This window comes from Haloferax profundi (assembly GCF_001469865.1).
Classification (GTDB): domain Archaea; phylum Halobacteriota; class Halobacteria; order Halobacteriales; family Haloferacaceae; genus Haloferax; species Haloferax profundi.
The window spans coordinates 1-803 of sequence record NZ_LOPV01000455.1 but is presented as its reverse complement, the minus strand read 5'-3'; the positions used below and the strand labels follow the sequence as shown (position 1 = coordinate 803).

At 51.6% G+C, this 803-nt stretch carries 1 protein-coding gene; it reads right to left on the bottom strand.

The window, feature by feature from the left end:
• Positions 1 to 445 precede the first annotated feature (445 nt).
• A partial coding sequence (locus AUR66_RS15330; RefSeq protein WP_231727920.1) for a hypothetical protein occupies positions 446 to 803 on the bottom strand: 358 nt, incomplete at its 5' end.

The window sequence follows — 803 nt, the reverse complement described above, 5'->3', positions numbered from 1 at the left end:
CCAATGAGGCACCCCCTGTGTGTAGCCTTCATCTAACAAACAGATGGAGTTGATGGCAGTAATCCCAGACGAGTCGTCGAAAGGCGGTCTAGTGGAGTCACACTCTAAACTCACTGACGTGGGTCGCAACTGGGCTGTTCACACAACACGTCCCTCGTAAAGAATACGGACGAGAGTCAATTACGATCCAGATCCCTACGAGTACAGTGATCACGCTGCAATCATCGGGGGAATTTGAGACGTGCCTTGAGTAGGCGAACCAGCGGGTGTGAGAGAGTACATTTCGTTTGCTTTTGTCGATGAAGTCGTGCGATTTTTCGGTTGGAATCGAGCAGACGAAATGAGGTGTTTTGTTAAAAAGGCGAGCGTGTGTTTCCGCTGTATCCACTTGGTCGGACACCGACCACTCTGCCATGTAGATCGACCCTACAGCCAAATCCACACCTCATTTTGAGTGAAACTTGATCGTGACTGGCGTCGTGGCGTACCGACTCATTACCTGTCCCAGTTCGTTATCATCCGGGACGTGGTTCTCGATCTCGTTCAGCTCGAAGTCGTACCAGTGAACTTCGAAGTCGAAATCGCTGTACTTGGGTGCTGTTCGAACCTCTGCATAGGCCGCGTCAGTATCGCTTTCAAGACGGACCACTGCGTCGGTGTTAGTGGTTCGGATGGGGTCCAGTTTGAACTCAGTCACGTAGTACACCCTCGTCTCACCGACGTGTTGATATTCGATGTAATTGCGTTCGGCCGCCACGATATCGACGTTGTCGAGTACTGCTTGCCTTGACAGTGGCACTCGA